Here is a 15,305-nt window from a genome sequence, read left to right on the forward strand (position 1 = left end):
TCCGGAATAGATGGAATGTGGCGTCAGGCGAGGCAGCGCCTCAGGTGGGGGTCTTTTCCCGCAGGAAGACGCGCGCCACGATGTTGAGCAGCAGCACCGAGAGCGTGATCAACAGCGCCCCACCCCAGGCGAGGCGGATCCAGTTGTCGTACGGGCTCATGGCGAACTGGAAGATCACCACCGGCAGGTTGGCCATGGGCCGGCTCATGTCGGTGCTGAAGAACTGGTTGTTGAGCGCGGTGAACAGCAGCGGTGCCGTTTCGCCACTGATGCGGGCCACAGCCAGCAGCAGGCCGGTCAGGACACCACTCTTGGCGGCGCGCAGCGTGACCAATGTGGCCACTTTCCAGCGCGGCGCGCCCAGGGCAAAGGCCGCTTCCCGCAGACTGCCAGGCACCAGGCGCAGCATGTTCTCGGTGGTGCGAACGACCACCGGCACCGCGATCAACGACAGCGCGAGGCTGCCCGCCCAGCCCGAAAAGGTGCCCAAGGTGGCCACCGCGATGGCGTACACGAACAGGCCCAGCACGATGGAAGGGGCCGACAGCATAATGTCGGTCACGAAGCGGGTCACCTCGGCGGTCTTGCTGGTGTCGCCGTATTCGGCCAGGTACACACCGGCAAAGACGCCGATGGGCGTGGAGACCAGCACCGAGAAACCCACCATCAACAGGCTGCCCACGATGGCGTTGGCCAGACCGCCACCTTCGGTGCCCGGTGCGGGCGTGGACTGGGTGAACATGTTCCAGTCCAGCGCGGCAAAGCCGTTGCTGAACAGCACGAACAGGATCCACAGCAGCACCGTCAGGCCCAGGGCCATCGACCCCATCGAAAGGGCGAGGCCCACGTTGTTGGACCAGCGGCGCTGGCGATACAGGGATTGGTTGAAGTCCATGGTTTTGGCTTTCGGTGTGGGGTTCAGAGGCCCTTGGCCTTCTCGGCCCGCACCAGCATCCACTTGGCCAGGCCGAGCACGATGAAGGTGATGACAAACAGCAGGAAGCCCAGCGCGAACAGCGCAGAGATGTGGAAATCGGCGGCTTCACCGAACTCGTTGGCCAGCGTCGAGGCGATCGAGGTGCCGGGTGAGAACAGCGAGGTGGGCATGCGGTTGGCGTTGCCGATCACGAAGGTGACGGCCATGGTCTCGCCCAGCGCGCGCCCCAGGCCCAGCATGACGCCACCGATCACGCCCTTCTGGGTGTACGGCAGCACCACCTTGCGCACCACTTCCCAGGTGGTGCAGCCCAGCCCGTAGGCCGATTCGCGCAGGATGGGTGGCACGATCTCGAACACATCGCGCATGACCGCGGCCACGAAGGGCAACACCATGAAGGCCAGCACGATGCCCGCGGCCAGGATGCCGAAGCCGTTGGTGCTGCCACCAAACAGGAAGCCGATCAGGGGCATGCCACCCAATACCTGCTGCATGGGCACCTGGGCGTAGTCGGCAAACAGCGGCGCAAAAACGAACAGACCGAACATGCCGTAGATGATGGACGGTACCGCCGCCAGCAACTCGACCGCCGTGCCCAGTGGGCGGCGCAGCCAGGTCGGGCAGGTTTCGGTCAGAAACAGGGCAATGCCAAAGGCCAGCGGTACGGCGATCAACATGGCGATGCCCGCACTGGCCAGGGTGCCGACGATCGCGATCGCGGCACCAAATTCTTCGTTGATGATGTCCCATTCCACGTACCAGATGAAGTTCGCACCGAACTTCTGGAACGCAGGCCAGGCATTGATGAACAGGGAAACGATGATGCCCATCAGGGCGATCAGCACCAGCAGCGAAAAAGACTGCGTGATGCGATGAAAAAAGACGTCCTGGAGCCGTTGCCGCCGGGCAATCGACACCATGCTGGCACTGCCCGTTTCATGGGACACAGGTTGCGGACTCATGGTAGTTCCCACGCTCATGTTGACTCCCGTCAGGATACTCTGGACACCTTCAATGCAGCATTCGCCGGCGGGCACAGCGCCAGCCGGCGAATGCAGCGAATCAGAAGCGCTTACTTGGCGATCTGGCTCCAGACCTTGCTGCGGATCTGGGCTGTCAGGGTGTCGGGCAGTGCCACGTAGTCGAGGTCGGAAGCCATCTGTTTGCCGCTCTTGAACGCCCAGTCAAAGAACTTGAGCGCTTCGGCCGAAGCCGCCTTGTCAGCGGGCTGCTTGTACATCAGGATGAACGAAGCGGTCGACACAGGCCAGCTCTCGGCACCCTTGGCGTTCACCATGGAGACGCCCATGCCTGGCACGCTGAACCAGTCGGCGCTGGCAGCGGCGGCGGCAAAGGCATTTTCGTCGGGGCTGACGTACTTGCCATCGGCGTTCTGCAGCTGCATGAAGTTCATCTTGTTCTTCTTCACGTAGGCGTATTCCACATAGCCCAGCGCGCCCTTGACGCGGTTCACGTTGGCGGCCACGCCTTCGTTGCCCTTGCCACCCACGGAAGAAGCGGCAGGCCACTTGACCGCGGCACCCTTGCCCACCTTGTCGGCCCAGTCCTTGCTGACAGCGGTCAGGTAGTCGGTCCAGTTGAAGGTGGTGCCCGAACCGTCGGCGCGGTGGACGATGGTGATGGAGGCGTCAGGCAGGGCCTTGCCGGGGTTCAGGGCCACCAGCTTGGCGTCGTTCCACTTGGTGATGTTGCCCAGGAACATGTCGGCCAGCACGGGGCCGGTCACGCGCAGTTCGCCCGGCTTGAAGCCTTCCAGGTTGATCACGGGCACGGTGCCGCCGATGATGGCCGGGAACTGGATCATGCCGTCCTTGTCCAGCTCTTCACCCTTGACCGGTGCATCCGAGGCACCGAAGGTCACGGTCTTGGCGCGGATCTGCTTCAGACCGCCCGAGGAGCCGATCGACTGGTAGTTCAGGCCGGTACCGGTTTCTTTCTTGTAGGCTTCGGCCCACTTGGCGTAGATCGGGAACGGGAACGTAGCGCCAGCGCCGGTGATGTCGGCAGCAAAGGCGTTGCCCATGGCCATGGTGGCCAGAGCGGCTGCGGCGACGGTCTTGAGAAGGGTGCGTTTCGTGTTCATGTGTGTCCTCAGGGTTGGGGAAAGAAAATCCACAACCGGGACTCTAGGGGGGCAATGTGACAAGCCTGTGACAGTCACAAAACCGTTTTGGAAACAGCACCTTGCCGCGCCACGCCACCGCTGAACGGCCCATCCCGACCGGAGCCGAGCATGGGCAGCGTCACGACGGGGGGTGTCAAAGCCGTTGATCCGCCTCAAACCAGGCTCAATGGCGGGTGACCGTGCGGTGCCAGATGTCGATAATGAACCGGGAACCCACACGAAAGAAGCCAATGGAACTCGTGTTGAAACTGTTGACCGGTGGCGCCGGCAGCCTGGCGGCCTACCTTGCCGCTCACGTCCTGCTGTGCCTGCTGCCCGCGTTTTTCATCGCGGGCGCCATGGCAGCCCTGATCCCCAAGGCCAGCATCACGCGCTGGCTGGGGCGCAGCACGCCTGCCTACGTTTCCTACCCCGCTGCTGCAGCGGCTGGCTCGTTGCTGGCGGTGTGCTCCTGCACCATCGTGCCGCTGTTCGCGGGCATCTACCGCAAGGGCGCCGGCATCGGCCCGGCCATGACCTTTCTCTTCTTTGCGCCGGCCGGCAACATCATGGCGCTGGCCTACACCGGCAGCATCCTCGGGCCCCAGTTTGCCGTTGCACGTGTGGTGTTCTGCCTGATGTTCGGCATCGGCATCGGCATCCTGATGGCGCTGGTGTTCTGGCGCGACGATGCGAGCCACGACGCACAGACCGACACGCTCTTTGCGGCCCAGGCCAGCATCGCCCCCGCGGCGCTGGGGGTGCTGCTGTCGCTGGTGGCCCTGCTGATTGCAGGCACCTTGAAGCTGTGGCCGCTGACCACCACTGTGGGCACCTTCACTTTGCCCCTGCCCTGGGCCCTCCCATGGCAGGAAACCCTGTTCGGCTGGGTGCCCTTTGACGCCGCCAAAGGCGAAGAAGGTGTGAGCTTCCAGGGTTCGGTATTGATCGGCTTGCTGCTGCTGATCTCGGCCACCGCCTGGAAAGGCATGGAAGACATCATCGAAGGCGCCAACCACTGGACCTGGGTCGCGCTGGGCCTGGCCGCCACCACCCTGCTGGTGGCGGCGCTGCGGCTGACCCCCACGCCGGAAGGTCTGGAGATCGCCCTCACCGGCCGCGCCCTGGGCGTCGCGCTGACGCTCTGGTCGGTGTGGTTCTACGCCCGGCAATTGCCCGCCGACGACTGGCGCAGCTGGTTGTGGGAAGCCTGGCGCTTCGTCAAGCAAATCTTCCTCGTGCTGGTGATCGGCGTCTTCGTGGTCGGCATGGTGCGGCAGCTCATTCGCCCCGAATGGATCGAATCGCTGGCCGGCAGCAACACCCTGATGGCCAACATGGTGGCGGTGGGTTTCGGCGTCTTCATGTACTTCCCCACGCTGGTCGAGGTGCCGGTGGCCCGCATGTTCCTGGACCTGGGCATGCACCCCGGCCCGCTGCTGGCCTACCTGATGGCCGACCCGGAACTCAGCCTGCAGAGCATGCTGATGGTGGCCGCGGTGATCGGGCGGACCAAGACAGCGGCCTACGTGGGCTGGGTGGCCTTGTTCAGTGTTTGCGCGGGCCTGATCTTTGGCGCCTGGATCGACGGTGCGGCCTGGACGTCACTGGCGCTCGTGATGGGCGCGTGTCTGGCCGGCCTGGCCGTGGCACTGGGCTGGTTGCGTCGGCGGCAGCGCATGGTTGTCGCCGCCTGATCCCTTTCATGTTTTCAAAGGAGAAACACCATGTTGACCGTCAAGATCCTGGGTTCCGGCTGTGCCAACTGCAAGAAGCTCGAAGCCGTGGCCCGCGAAGCCGCCACCGCCAGCCACATCGAGGCCGAGTTCCTCAAGGTCACCGACATGCAGCAGATCATGGCCTACGACCTGCTGTCCACGCCGGGTCTGGTGGTCAATGAAAAGCTGGTCAGCAGCGGCCGCATTCCCACGGTGGCGGAAGTCCAGAAGTGGTTGTCCGCCTGACTTTGCGGTGACTCCAACCCCTCAATGACGGTGGACGTGGCTCACAGGTCCCTGCTGCGCAGGGGACGTGTCCGACCCCACGTGCCAGTCGCCACAGGGCTCCGTGAACGGCACGTTCACCACCTGCAAGGTGGCATGGGTGATCTCGAAGCGTTCATGCAGCTGCTCCGTGGCCTCCTTCAGAAACCCGTCATCGGCATGCCCATGCGGCATCACCAGATGGGCCGTCATGGCCACCTGCGAGGTGTCCATGGCCCAGATGTGCAGGTCGTGCACGTGGTTGATGCCCGGCAGGGCCGCCAGGTAGTCGTGCACCGCCTGCGGGTCCACGCTGTCCGGCACGCCGTCAAACAGCAGATGCAAAGATTGCCGGAACAGATTCCAGGTGCCGATGAGAATCACGGCGGCGATCAGCAGGCTGACCACTGGGTCGAGCCACACCCAGCCCATCCACAAGGTGAGCGCGCCAGCCACCACCACGCCGGCAGACACCAGGGCATCGGCCGCCATGTGCAGGAAAGCGCCCCGGATGTTCAGGTCTTTTTCACGCCCGCGCATGAACAGCAAGGCCGTCGCGGTGTTGATCACGATGCCCACACCCGCCACCACCATGATGGTCACGCCTTGATTGCCGACCAGCGGGTCGGGTGACATCAGGCGCCCCGCAGCTTCCCAGACCAGCGCGCCCATGGCCACGAGCAGCAGCAAGGCATTGGCAAAAGCCGCCAGGATGCTGCCGCGCTTCCATCCATAGGTGTGGCGGGGGTTGGGTCGCAGCTTGCCGGCCAGCGCACCGCCCCAGGCCAGCACCAGCCCGGCGACATCGCTCAGGTTGTGTCCGGCATCCGCCAGCAAGGCCAGCGAATTGATTTTCCAGCCATAAAACGCCTCGATCGCCACAAAGACGATGTTGAGGCCGATGCCGATGGCAAAGGCTTTATTGAAATTGGCGGGGGCGTGGCTGTGGTCGTGTCCGGCGCTCATGGGGTTTTGCTTGCAAGTTTTTTGTTTTTTCAAGCGCGGCGCATCACGCCGCTCAGATCGGTACCCGGCGCCACCGTGTTGAACACCGTCCCGAACTTTTTGACGTTGTCATGCAGCAAATCAATGCGCCTGTCAGATTCATCGGTGTCCACCACGATTTCATAGCGGATGCTTTCCATCCTGGGCGGCACGTCCTGCCGAACCCCGTCAACGATCACCTGCACGCCGCGCAGCTCGAACTTGAGGATCGGAACAACACGCTCGATGCCCTTGATCATGCAGGCCGACAGCGCGGCCAGCAGCAGCTCGGCGGGATTGAAGGCATCCGGATTGCCGGCCATGTCGGTGTCCAGTGCAATTTCGGCGTTCTTGCAGTGCGAAAGGCTGCCGTGGGCATCCACGCGGCGGGAAGTCACGTGAAACGTCATCTTGGTGGAGGTTTCGGTCAAGTCATGCCTCCTGGTGAGCACAATGCCGTGGATGGGTCGGACAACGACCTGGCTTCAAAGCGCCGCCCTTTTCAGAGGGTACCCTTTTTGCATCCACAGAAGAATGCCACCGCGCGTGGGCTTGGCAAGGGAGCACCGCGACAAGTCCTGGCAAAGCTCCCGGCATTCGCCCGCAAGGCGCCGCGCGCCCCTGCGGCTGGCTTCGTCCAGCGGGTTCGACACCCTCAGGCGCTGAACCACTGCTCGATCTTCTCGCGGCTGGGCACGCCACCGGCGTGCACCACCTGGCCGTTGATCACCACGCCGGGCGTGCTCATGACGCCGTAGCCCATGATGTCACGCAGCTCTTCGACCTTCTCCAGCTGGACTTCGACGCCCTTGGCTTTCGCCACCTGGTCGATCAGCGCGATGGTGTTCCTGCAGTTGGCGCAGCCGGTTCCGAGTACCTTGATGTCCATGATTCACTCCTGTTCCATTTCGAGATAGGTGAGGTTGGCGATCTGGGGCAACCAGACCTCCACGTGCTTGAGGTGCTTGTAGGGCGCAGCGTCGAAGCTCTTGATCGCCGCGCTCATATCGGTGCCCGCCTCCACCGCCTGGCCCATGTGGGCCCGCAGGGCCTTGAGCAGGTGGCCGGTGTCCTTCTGCGCCTGGGCCAGCGTGGTCACGCTGCCGTGGCCCGGCACCACCACCTTCGGGTTCAGCGCCTCCAGCGCTTCGAACGATTCCACCCAGGTTTTGGTCTTGCTCACCGGGTGCAGGCCCAGGATGCGGTCCACATAGACCACGTCGCCGGTGAACACCACACCGCTTTGCGGCAGCCAGACCATGCTGTCGCCCGGCGTGTGGCCGCCCTTGCGGTGCACGACTTCAATGGTGATCCCACCGAGTTCCAGCTTCGTGTTGGCGTCCTTCAGCCAGCGCGTGGGCAGGACCAGCTCGGTGCCGTCCATCTTTTCTTTCAGCACCGGCGCATTGGCCTTCAGGTGCTCGGGTCCGCGCGCCTTCATGTCGGCCTCAGCGTCGGCGTGCGCCATGATGTTCGCGCCCTGCGCCTTGAAGTAGCCGTTGCCCAGCCAGCGGTGGTCCTGCCCGCCGGTGTTGATGACCCATTGGATGGGCTGCGCCGTGACCTTCTTCGCGGCTTCGGCGATCTGCTTCGCGCTCTGGAAGCTCGCGCCGCTGTCGATCAGCAAAGCCCCGGCTGGCGTGACCACCAGACCGATGTTGGCGTTGAGCGCTTCGTTTTCGTAGGTGCGGCCCTCGATGTCGCCCACGTGAGCGTACACGCCCGGTGCGACCGGTTTGAAAATCACCTCGACCGCATGGGCCGACCAGGCCAGGGTGGCCGCGAGGCCGGTCAGCAGCAAGCGCTTGAAGTGGTGGGATACGGTGTGGTGCATGTCGTTTTGTCTCCGTCGGGTTGATGAAAGCAGTTTCACAGGATGGCGTTGAAAATGAAGCCCACGGCCAGGATGCCGGTGGACACGGTGCCCACAAAGATCGCGATCAGGCGCAGCTTGAGCACCTTGCGCAGGATGATCATCTCGGGCAGCGACAGCGCCACCACGCTCATCATGAAGGCCAGCGCGGTGCCCATGGCGGCACCTTTGGCGGTGAGGGCCTCGATCACGGGCAGGATGCCGGCGGTGTTGGCGTACATGGGCACACCCATCACCACCGCCAGCGGCACCGACCACCACGAAGCGTCCTTGCCCATGAACGAGGCCAGGAACTCGGCCGGCACGAAGCCATGGATGCCCGCCCCCACCGCGATACCGCCGAGCACATAAGGCCAGACCTTGCCCACGATCTCGCGCACCGAGGCCAGGCCCGCGGCCATGCGGTCGCTCAGGCTCAGTTGCTGGGCCTCCACGTCAGAAGACACATGCGGCATCTCGCGCACCCAGTCTTCCAGGTGGCTTTCCAGCTTCATGGCGCCCATGATCAGCCCGGCCACGATGCCCAGCGCCATGCCGAAACCCAGGTACAGCAAGGCCACCTTCCAGCCAAACAGCGAGAAAAGGATGGTCAGCGCCACGGTGTCCACCATGGGCGCGGTGATCAGGAAGGAAAACGTCACCCCCAGCGGCACACCGGCCTGCACGAAACCGATGAACAGCGGCACCGAGGAGCAGGAACAAAACGGCGTGACCACGCCCAGCGCAGACGCCATGCCGTTGGCCACGCCGTGCGTGCGCCCGGCCAACAGCGCACGGGTGCGCTCGGGGGTGAAATACGTGTTCACCATGCCCATGACAAACACCACCCCGGTCAGCAGCAACAGCACCTTGGGCGTGTCGTAGAAGAAGAACTGCAGGGCACTGCCCAGGTGGCTGGCCCGGTCCACGGGCAGCGCGGCGACGATGGCCTCGGAAAACGGGATCAGCAACTGGTACAGCCCCCACCAGAGGGCTGCAGCGATCAGCAGGAAAACCAGCGGCTGCCTCTTCGGCCAGAGGATCAGGTTGTTTGTGAGGGTGCTCATGCCTCGGAAGACGAGGCGGGTGCGCAAAAGATGCAGGCCGATGCGGAAAAAATTTTTCGCAACCGCTCAGACCAGCGCGGCGATGGCCTCCACGTCTTCGGCAAACATCTGGCCCTTCTCGGCCAGAATCAGCTTGCCGTCGCGCCCGCGCAGCAAGGTGATGGGCAGGCCCCGGGGTTTGGGGAAGGTCTTGCGCCAGTCCGGGCTGGCCCAGGCGGCCGGGAAGCTGTAACCTTTTTTCTTCAGATAGGCCACGGCGTCCTCGGGTTTTTTGTCGATGGACAGCGCCACCATCTGCAGCCCCCTGGCCTTCTGGCTCTGCCAGAGCTGGTCCATGCTCGGACTCTGCAGCGCGCAGAACGGGCAGGTGCTGGACCACCAGTACACCAGCAGCGGTTTCCCCGCACTGGCGGCTGGTTCATAGACCGAACCGTCCAGCAGGTTGATGCGTGGAAGGTTCAGAAGCGACCCCAGCGCGGGCAATGGCGGCGCCTTGGCCTCTTCTGCTGCCGCCGAAACGGGCTGGGCCAGCGCCGGCAGTCTCATGCCGGCGAGCAAGCTGGCGGCGCCACCGGCGCGCAGCCAATCGCGGCGGGTCCAGCGGCTGTTCGCGTTCACCGGGCTGGTCGAAGGAACGATGGCTTGAGGTTTCATGGGGTGTCGCAGGGTTTGGGTGATGCACACGCGGTGATCGCAGAGACTGGCACCGGGCCCATCAAGGGCGCCCGGGGCACAAAATCGTCCACGCGGCCGCTGGGGTCGAACGATACCTGACAGCCCTGTGCCATCCGCTCGCGCATGCGCTGTCGGGCGCGCTGCACACGCGACTTGGCAGCCGGCAACGACAAGCCCTTGAGGCGCGCGAACTCGGCTTGCGACAAGCCCTGCAGGTCGCACAGTTCAATGGCCTCGCGGTCCCTGGCATCGAGTTCCGACAGAACGCGCGGCAAACAGGCCACCAGGGCATCGACCGTCTCCAGCTGCGCCGGCTCGTCCGGTATGTCTTCCCAGTCCGGCGGCAAGGGTGCCAGCGGCTTGTGCGCCCTGAGCCGGTCGATCAGGGTGTTGCGGGTGATCTCGAACAGCCAGGCCCGCGGCTGCTCAACGGTCAGCAGGCGATCGCCCTGGCGCAGGGCCTTGATGAAGCTGTCCTGGAGGATGTCTTCCACCTCGCTCGCCACCGGCGAACGCGCGCGCAACCAGCCGCGCAGTTCGGGCTCGTGGCGGGTCCAGACAGACACAAGTTGTTTCATGGCATCGCTGTAAAACCGCTAGGGTACCGGGAAAGGACGCGGGGTTCAAACGGTGGTCGAAGCCCTGGCCATAGCGTCGGCGGTCGCGCCGGTATGCGTCACAATCCCGGCAACTCTACAGAACCCGAACCTCCAGACCCGCCACCTGAGCGGCTCTGACGCAACATGCAAAACGGAACCCTCCTCGCCGCGATCGATCTCGGCTCCAACAGCTTCCGGCTGGAAATCGGCCGTTTCCACTCCGGCCACATTGAACGCGTCGAATACATCAAGGAAACCGTGCGCCAGGGCAGCGGCCTGGACGAAAACAAGGTGTTGAGCGAAGCCGCCATGCAGCGCGGCTGGGACTGCCTGGCCCGCTTTGCCGAGCGCTTGCACGGCTTCAAAAAACAACAGGTCCGGGCCGTCGCCACGCAGACCCTGCGCGAGGCGAGAAACCGCGACGAGTTCATGCGCAAGGCCCAGTCCATCCTGGGCTTCGCCATCGAGGTGGTGTCGGGGCACGAAGAAGCGCGCCTGATTTACCAGGGTGTCTCGCGCCTGCTGCCGCAATCCGAAGAAAAACGCCTGGTGGTCGACATCGGCGGGCGCTCGACCGAGATGATCCTGGGTCAGGGTTACGAGGCCCGCAAGATGGAGTCCTACCGGCTGGGCAGCGTGGCCTGGTCGACCAAGTATTTCCCCCGCGGGCAGCTCACGGCGGTGGCGTTCAAGACCGCCGAAGTCGCGGCCAAGGCCGTGCTCGACGAGGCACTCGACACCTTTCCGCCCTCCGAATGGACGGTGTCCTACGGGTCCTCGGGCACCGTGGGCTCGGTCGCCGACATCCTGGCGGCCAACGGCTGGGCTTCGGGCGTGATCACCCGTTCCGGTCTGGACTGGCTGGTGGACAAGCTGATCAAGGCCGGCAACGTCGACAACCTGCGCCTCGAGGGCATGAAGGACGACCGCCGGGCCGTGCTCGGTGGCGGCGTGAGCGTGCTGCGCGCGATCTTCGACCTCTTCGACATCCAGCAGATGCTGCCCGCGCAAGGCGCCTTGCGCCAGGGTGCGCTCTACGACCTGATCGACCGCGAGTCCCACGAGGGCGACGTGCGCGAGCGCACGGTGCGCTGGCTGGCCGAGCGTTTCTCGATCGACGAAGCGCAGGCGCAGCGCGTGAGCACCGTGAGCACGGCCCTGTTCGCCCAGATCGCGGCCGCCGACACACCCAACGAACGGTATTCGCAAAAGCTCGCCTGGGCAGCCCGCCTGCACGAGATCGGCACGCACATCTCGCACGACCGCTCGTACCACCACGGCGCCTACATCCTCGACAACGTGGACGCACCGGGTTTTTCCTTTCCCGAACTGCACCGCATGAGCCAGCTGGTGCTCGGTCAGCGCGGCAAATTGCGCAAGCTGGAGCAGTCGCTGGAAGACGAGCTGTTCGCCAAGCAGCTCATGAGCCTGCGCCTGGCGGTGCTGCTGTGCCATGCCCGCCAGATGCCGGAGCACCAGTCGGTCAAGCTCAGCTACAAATCGGGCGCCTTCAAGCTGGCGACCAACCCGGGCTGGTCGCGTCGCTACCCGCAGTCGGCCTGGCTGCTGGGCGAAGAGGTGCTGGCCTGGCAGAAAACGGCCTGGAAGTTCAGCGCCGATCTCCGCTGATCCACCGGCCCATGCGCTGGAGCAGCTGCACTCCGTCTCCCCCGGTGCCGTACAGGCACTGGCCGGATACCTGGCGCCGGGCTGAGGCTGGTGGATCCCGGGGCTCAAAAAAATCGGTCATTTTTTTGGTATAAACGGTATACACCGTTTCAATTCCAAGGAAATTTCATGGCATCCAAGAACACCGGCAAATCCAGCAAACTGGTCCGCGACAGCTTCACCATCCCCAAAGCCGAATACCTCACCATCGACGCGCTCAAGACCCGTGCCATTGCCATGGGCACCAGCGTCAAGAAGAGCGAACTCCTGCGCGCTGGCCTGATGGTGCTCAAAGGCATGAGCGATGCGGCCTACAAGACCGCCATCGCCGCCGTCCCCACCCTGAAGACCGGCCGCCCCAGCGCCGAAGCGCCATTGCCCAAGGCGGCTGACGTGCCGGTGAAAGCCTTGGTCAAAGCCAGACCGGTCGCCAAAGCACCGGTGAAAGCAGCCACGAAATCCGCGGTGAAACCCATGGCCAAGCCTGCAGCGAAGAGCCCACCGGTTGCAGCGGCTGCGCCCAAAACGGTTGTGAAAAAAGCCACGGCGAAAAAAGCCACTGCGAAACAGGCCACTGCGAAAAAGGCCACAACACCGCCCGCGCGCAAGCCAGCGGTCAAGGCCCCGGTTCAAAAATCGAAGGCAGCTGCTGTGGTCAACACGGCCTCGCCGGCCCAGCCATCTGCTGCCGTTGCGGCCAAGCCGGCCAGCGCTCCCGCCGCCTGATGCGCCTGCGCCTCGGTCGAGGCGCAGTGTTCAGATCAGCTCGGGCGTCTGGACCGTGACCAGGACCGTCTGGAGGGTCCCATGGCGCTCGCGGTGGTGCAGCCACCAGATCGCCCCTTTTTTCATCGGGCAGTACTCTTCCGGCAAACCGAGCAGGCGCGCGATCACGCTGCCCAGCATGGGTTGATGACCCACCACCACCACCGGCGATTTGCCGCTGGGCCACTGCACCAGTTCCAGCAAAGCAAGCGGATCGCCGTCCGGAGCCAGTTCACTGCGCAGTTTGAGCTTGCGCCCCAGCGCAAGCGCGGTCTGTTCCGCGCGCACCGCGGGGCTGGAGTAGATACGGGCACCGTCGGGCAGCTGGCGGTCAAGCCAGGCGGCCATGCGCGCGGCCTGCTTGTCGCCCCTGGGGGTCAGGCGGCGAGCGAGATCGAGTTTGTCTCCCTGCTGGCCATGGACCAGATCCGGGTGTTCGTGGGCTTCAGCATGTCGCCAGAGAATCAGATCCATGCCTTGTGCCCTCCTGTGCTTTCAACCCTTGCTGCCGTAGCGCGTCATCAGGCTGGTCTGCGCTGAAAGTGGCACCGCAGCACGGCCTTTGGCCCCGGTGAGTGCAATGGCAGGAATGTAACGACCATCCGGCTGCAGCAGCCAGGCGTCTTTGGTGTCGTGCAGGCAGGCCGAGAGGCACTCGTCCATGACGCGGTGGCGCAGTGCGCTGTCGGTCACGGGCCAGGCCAGCTCCACCCGCCTCAGCATGTTGCGGTTCATCCAGTCTGCGCTGGACAGCCAGAGTTCTTCGACCCCGTCGGTGCGGAAATAGAACACCCGCGAATGCTCCAGCAGCCGGCCGATCACCGAACGAACCCGCACGTTGTCGGTCACGCCCGGCACCTGTGCGGGCAGGATGCAGGCGCCGCGCACGATGAGGTCGATCCTGGCGCCCAGTTGCGAGGCCTGCACCAGCGCCCGGGCCAGCGGCTCGTCGGTCAGCGCGTTCATCTTCAGGATGATGCGGGCTTCTTTGCCGGCCTTGGCGGCCGCGCCCACAGCCTCCACCTTGTCGATCATCGACTTGTGCAGGTGGAACGGGGCGATCAGCACCTTGTTCAGCTTGGGCAACCGGTTCTGGCTGGCCAGGTGCAGGAAGACCTGCTCCAGATCGGCGGTGAGCGCGTCGTCGGCGGTGAGGTAGCTCAGGTCGGTGTAGAGCCTGGCGGTGCCGGGGTTGTAGTTGCCGGTGGAGAGGTGGGCGTAGCGCTTGAGCCGGCCGTCTTCCCGCCGCGTGATGAGCATCATCTTGGCGTGGGTCTTCAGGCCCACCACGCCGTACACCACCTGCGCGCCCACGGATTCGAGGCGTTCGGCGTAGTTGATGTTGGCCTCTTCGTCAAAGCGTGCCTTGAGCTCCACCACCGCGGTGACTTCCTTGCCCCGGCGCACCGCCTCGCGCAGCAGGTTCATCAACTCGGACTTGGCGCCCGTGCGGTAGATGGTCTGCTTGATCGCCAGCACGTCCGGATCTTCAACCGCTTCGCGCAGGAAGGCGAGCACCGCGTCAAAACTCTCGTAGGGCTGGTGGATCAGCACATCGCCCTGTTGCAGCTGCTCAAAGTACGACTGGCCCGGCACCAGTTGCGCCGGCCAGCCGGCGTTGTAGCGTTCAAAGCGCAGCGCAGGCGCGTCAACCTGGTCGATCAGCTGGTTCAGGCGGACGAGATTCACCGGGCCAGGCACCCGGAACAGCGCCTCCTGCGGCAAGGCGAACTGCGCCAGCAGAAAACTGGCGAGGTATTCGGAGCAGCCGGCCGATATTTCCAGGCGCAGCGCTTCACCATAGTGACGTTGCTGCAGGCCTTTGCGCAGCGCGGTGCGCAGGTTTTTCACCTCTTCCTCGTCCACCGCGAGGTCGGAGTGGCGCGTGACGCGGAACTGCGAGAACTCGGTCACTTGCCGGCCCGGGAACAGGTCGGCCAGGTGCGAGCGGATCAGGCTGGAGATGGAGACAAAGTGGCTCTGCTTTGAGCCCTTGACCGGCGGCATGCGGAAAAACCGCGGCAGGATGCGCGGCACCTTGACGATGGCGATCTCGTTCTCGCGGCCAAAGGCGTCCTTGCCGGTGAGCCGCACGATGAAATTGAGCGACTTGTTCGCCACCTGGGGAAACGGGTGCGCCGGGTCCAGGCCCACAGGCAACAACAGGGGTTGCACTTCGCGCTGAAAGAACTCCTTGACCCAGCGGCGCTGGCGCGGGTTGCGCTCACCGTGGGCCACCAGCTTGATGCCCTTCTTCTCCAGCAAGGGCAGCAGTTCGTCGTTGTAGATGGCGTACTGCTGCGCCACCAGGGCGTGTACCTTGGCGGACAGCTGTTCGTAGGTTTCGACGGTGTACAGGCCGCGCTGCTCATGGGTCTTGTGCGCGTTGAGCTGGGGCGCCATGCGCACCTCGAAGAACTCGTCGAGGTTGCTGGAAACGATGCTCAGGTAGCGCAGGCGTTCCAGCAGGGGGACATCGGTCCGGCGCGCCCAGTCCATCACCCGCTCGTTGAAAGCCAGGATGCTGTGGTCTCGGTCCAGAAAAGTCAGGCGGGTCTGGGGGTTGCTGGCGCTCATGAAAACCGTGGGTATCAGGGGATGCGGCAAGGTCCAGCCGGTTTTGGCTGGCGTCCATGCCACATGATCTTGAC

General features: G+C 64.3%; 16 protein-coding genes. 4 read left to right on the forward strand and 12 right to left on the reverse strand.

Translation table 11 applies throughout. The annotated features are described in order from the left end of the window. Positions 1-40 precede the first annotated feature (40 nt). The 3 genes from pstA to pstS all read right to left on the reverse strand — a co-directional run bounded on the left by pstA (position 41) and on the right by pstS (position 3,041). Positions 41-895 carry a phosphate ABC transporter permease PstA gene (gene pstA / locus AC23D4_RS04745; protein ID WP_472889299.1) on the reverse strand — a complete coding sequence of 285 codons (855 nt, stop codon included), beginning with the start codon at positions 893-895 and terminating at the stop codon, positions 41-43. 23 nt (positions 896-918) lie between these two features. After that, positions 919-1,899, reverse strand: coding sequence for a phosphate ABC transporter permease subunit PstC (pstC, locus tag AC23D4_RS04750; RefSeq protein WP_305723218.1), 981 nt, complete (start codon positions 1,897-1,899; stop codon positions 919-921). Between the two features lie 110 nt (positions 1,900-2,009). After that, complete coding sequence (gene pstS, locus AC23D4_RS04755) at positions 2,010-3,041, reverse strand: phosphate ABC transporter substrate-binding protein PstS (protein ID WP_472889300.1); 1,032 nt, start codon at positions 3,039-3,041, stop codon at positions 2,010-2,012. Positions 3,042-3,322: 281 nt separating this feature from the next. Between pstS and AC23D4_RS04760 the strand changes: the two genes are divergently transcribed. Beyond that, positions 3,323-4,759 carry a permease gene (locus tag AC23D4_RS04760; RefSeq protein WP_472889330.1) on the forward strand — a complete coding sequence of 479 codons (1,437 nt, stop codon included), beginning with the start codon at positions 3,323-3,325 and terminating at the stop codon, positions 4,757-4,759. A gap of 30 nt (positions 4,760-4,789) precedes the next feature. Next, positions 4,790-5,026 (forward strand): thioredoxin family protein, encoded by a 237-nt coding sequence (locus AC23D4_RS04765; protein WP_210827456.1) that lies wholly within the window; start codon positions 4,790-4,792, stop codon positions 5,024-5,026. Between the two features lie 21 nt (positions 5,027-5,047). Here the strand turns inward: AC23D4_RS04765 and AC23D4_RS04770 are convergent, their stop codons facing one another. The 7 genes from AC23D4_RS04770 to AC23D4_RS04800 all read right to left on the reverse strand — a co-directional run bounded on the left by AC23D4_RS04770 (position 5,048) and on the right by AC23D4_RS04800 (position 10,200). Further along, positions 5,048-6,010, reverse strand: a complete 963-nt coding sequence (locus tag AC23D4_RS04770; protein ID WP_472889301.1) for a cation diffusion facilitator family transporter — start codon at positions 6,008-6,010, stop codon at positions 5,048-5,050. 29 nt (positions 6,011-6,039) lie between these two features. Next, complete coding sequence (locus AC23D4_RS04775) at positions 6,040-6,438, reverse strand: OsmC family protein (protein ID WP_472889331.1); 399 nt, start codon at positions 6,436-6,438, stop codon at positions 6,040-6,042. 245 nt (positions 6,439-6,683) lie between these two features. Then, positions 6,684-6,917, reverse strand: coding sequence for a thioredoxin family protein (locus AC23D4_RS04780; protein WP_472889302.1), 234 nt, complete (start codon positions 6,915-6,917; stop codon positions 6,684-6,686). 3 nt (positions 6,918-6,920) lie between these two features. Next, complete coding sequence (locus AC23D4_RS04785; protein ID WP_472889303.1) at positions 6,921-7,862, reverse strand: MBL fold metallo-hydrolase; 942 nt, start codon at positions 7,860-7,862, stop codon at positions 6,921-6,923. 35 nt (positions 7,863-7,897) lie between these two features. After that, a complete protein-coding gene (locus tag AC23D4_RS04790) occupies positions 7,898-8,947 on the reverse strand; it encodes a permease (protein ID WP_472889304.1) in 1,050 nt (349 codons plus the stop codon). Positions 8,948-9,013: 66 nt separating this feature from the next. Further along, entirely contained in the window at positions 9,014-9,601 is a 588-nt protein-coding gene (locus AC23D4_RS04795; RefSeq protein ID WP_472889305.1) for a TlpA family protein disulfide reductase, read from the reverse strand. Beyond that, the gene (locus AC23D4_RS04800) at positions 9,598-10,200 is read right to left on the reverse strand and encodes a sigma-70 family RNA polymerase sigma factor (protein ID WP_472889306.1); all 603 of its coding nucleotides are present in this window, start codon (positions 10,198-10,200) and stop codon (positions 9,598-9,600) included. Before AC23D4_RS04800 ends, AC23D4_RS04795 begins: the two co-directional genes overlap by 4 nt. 165 nt (positions 10,201-10,365) lie before the next feature. Between AC23D4_RS04800 and AC23D4_RS04805 the strand changes: the two genes are divergently transcribed. Continuing rightward, positions 10,366-11,850: a Ppx/GppA phosphatase family protein gene (locus AC23D4_RS04805; RefSeq protein WP_472889307.1), complete on the forward strand. Its 1,485-nt coding sequence runs from the start codon at positions 10,366-10,368 to the stop codon at positions 11,848-11,850. 90 nt (positions 11,851-11,940) lie between these two features. Beyond that, on the forward strand, positions 11,941-12,615 hold the full coding sequence (locus tag AC23D4_RS04810; RefSeq protein WP_487623698.1) for a hypothetical protein: 675 nt from the start codon (positions 11,941-11,943) through the stop codon (positions 12,613-12,615). A 30-nt stretch (positions 12,616-12,645) separates the two neighbouring features. Here the strand turns inward: AC23D4_RS04810 and AC23D4_RS04815 are convergent, their stop codons facing one another. Then, complete coding sequence (locus AC23D4_RS04815; protein ID WP_472889309.1) at positions 12,646-13,128, reverse strand: SixA phosphatase family protein; 483 nt, start codon at positions 13,126-13,128, stop codon at positions 12,646-12,648. Between the two features lie 21 nt (positions 13,129-13,149). After that, positions 13,150-15,231: a polyphosphate kinase 1 gene (gene ppk1 / locus AC23D4_RS04820; RefSeq protein WP_472889310.1), complete on the reverse strand. Its 2,082-nt coding sequence runs from the start codon at positions 15,229-15,231 to the stop codon at positions 13,150-13,152. Positions 15,232-15,305 lie beyond the last annotated feature (74 nt).

It is taken from the genome of Hydrogenophaga sp. L76, from assembly GCF_057654755.1.

What these genes read in the sequence shown, in the direction of transcription:
- AC23D4_RS04780 (WP_472889302.1), bottom strand. Translation starts at nt 6,917, where the DNA reads ATGGACATCAAGGTACTCGGAACCGGCTGCGCCAACTGCAGGAACACC.
- pstC (WP_305723218.1), bottom strand. Translation starts at nt 1,899, where the DNA reads ATGAGTCCGCAACCTGTGTCCCATGAAACGGGCAGTGCCAGCATGGTG.
- pstA (WP_472889299.1), bottom strand. Translation starts at nt 895, where the DNA reads ATGGACTTCAACCAATCCCTGTATCGCCAGCGCCGCTGGTCCAACAAC.
- AC23D4_RS04800 (WP_472889306.1), bottom strand. Translation starts at nt 10,200, where the DNA reads ATGAAACAACTTGTGTCTGTCTGGACCCGCCACGAGCCCGAACTGCGC.
- AC23D4_RS04765 (WP_210827456.1), top strand. Translation starts at nt 4,790, where the DNA reads ATGTTGACCGTCAAGATCCTGGGTTCCGGCTGTGCCAACTGCAAGAAG.
- pstS (WP_472889300.1), bottom strand. Translation starts at nt 3,041, where the DNA reads ATGAACACGAAACGCACCCTTCTCAAGACCGTCGCCGCAGCCGCTCTG.
- AC23D4_RS04795 (WP_472889305.1), bottom strand. Translation starts at nt 9,601, where the DNA reads ATGAAACCTCAAGCCATCGTTCCTTCGACCAGCCCGGTGAACGCGAAC.
- ppk1 (WP_472889310.1), bottom strand. Translation starts at nt 15,231, where the DNA reads ATGAGCGCCAGCAACCCCCAGACCCGCCTGACTTTTCTGGACCGAGAC.
- AC23D4_RS04775 (WP_472889331.1), bottom strand. Translation starts at nt 6,438, where the DNA reads ATGACGTTTCACGTGACTTCCCGCCGCGTGGATGCCCACGGCAGCCTT.
- AC23D4_RS04770 (WP_472889301.1), bottom strand. Translation starts at nt 6,010, where the DNA reads ATGAGCGCCGGACACGACCACAGCCACGCCCCCGCCAATTTCAATAAA.
- AC23D4_RS04790 (WP_472889304.1), bottom strand. Translation starts at nt 8,947, where the DNA reads ATGAGCACCCTCACAAACAACCTGATCCTCTGGCCGAAGAGGCAGCCG.
- AC23D4_RS04815 (WP_472889309.1), bottom strand. Translation starts at nt 13,128, where the DNA reads ATGGATCTGATTCTCTGGCGACATGCTGAAGCCCACGAACACCCGGAT.
- AC23D4_RS04785 (WP_472889303.1), bottom strand. Translation starts at nt 7,862, where the DNA reads ATGCACCACACCGTATCCCACCACTTCAAGCGCTTGCTGCTGACCGGC.
- AC23D4_RS04805 (WP_472889307.1), top strand. Translation starts at nt 10,366, where the DNA reads ATGCAAAACGGAACCCTCCTCGCCGCGATCGATCTCGGCTCCAACAGC.